Genomic DNA, 233 nt, shown 5'->3' with positions numbered 1-233 from the left:
CCCTATCAAGTTTACCGTTGAAAAGAGTCAAACCGCTACTGCTTCTGTTACTGCTAAGAATAGCTTAACAAAGGGCGCTGTGGAATTAACGAAAGTCGACGATATCGACGGGGCTACTCTTGAAGGCGCAGTATTTAAAATCGTTGATATGAACGGCAATGATGTTCGTTCTGATTTAACTACTAATAAAGATGGAAAAATTTCTGTTTCTGATTTACGTCCGGGTGACTATC

1 protein-coding gene is annotated in these 233 nt (G+C 40.3%); it reads left to right on the top strand.

Going from position 1 to position 233, the window contains the following annotated elements:
- Positions 1-233: prealbumin-like fold domain-containing protein (locus MR079_RS28915; protein ID WP_242295119.1), on the top strand; the 233-nt coding region annotated here is incomplete at both ends.

Source organism: Bacillus cereus group sp. BfR-BA-01381, from assembly GCF_022663555.1.
Classification (GTDB): Bacteria; Bacillota; Bacilli; order Bacillales; family Bacillaceae_G; genus Bacillus_A; species Bacillus_A pacificus.
Note: the sequence above shows the minus strand (reverse complement) of the source record. Positions and strands in the feature narration are given on the sequence as shown.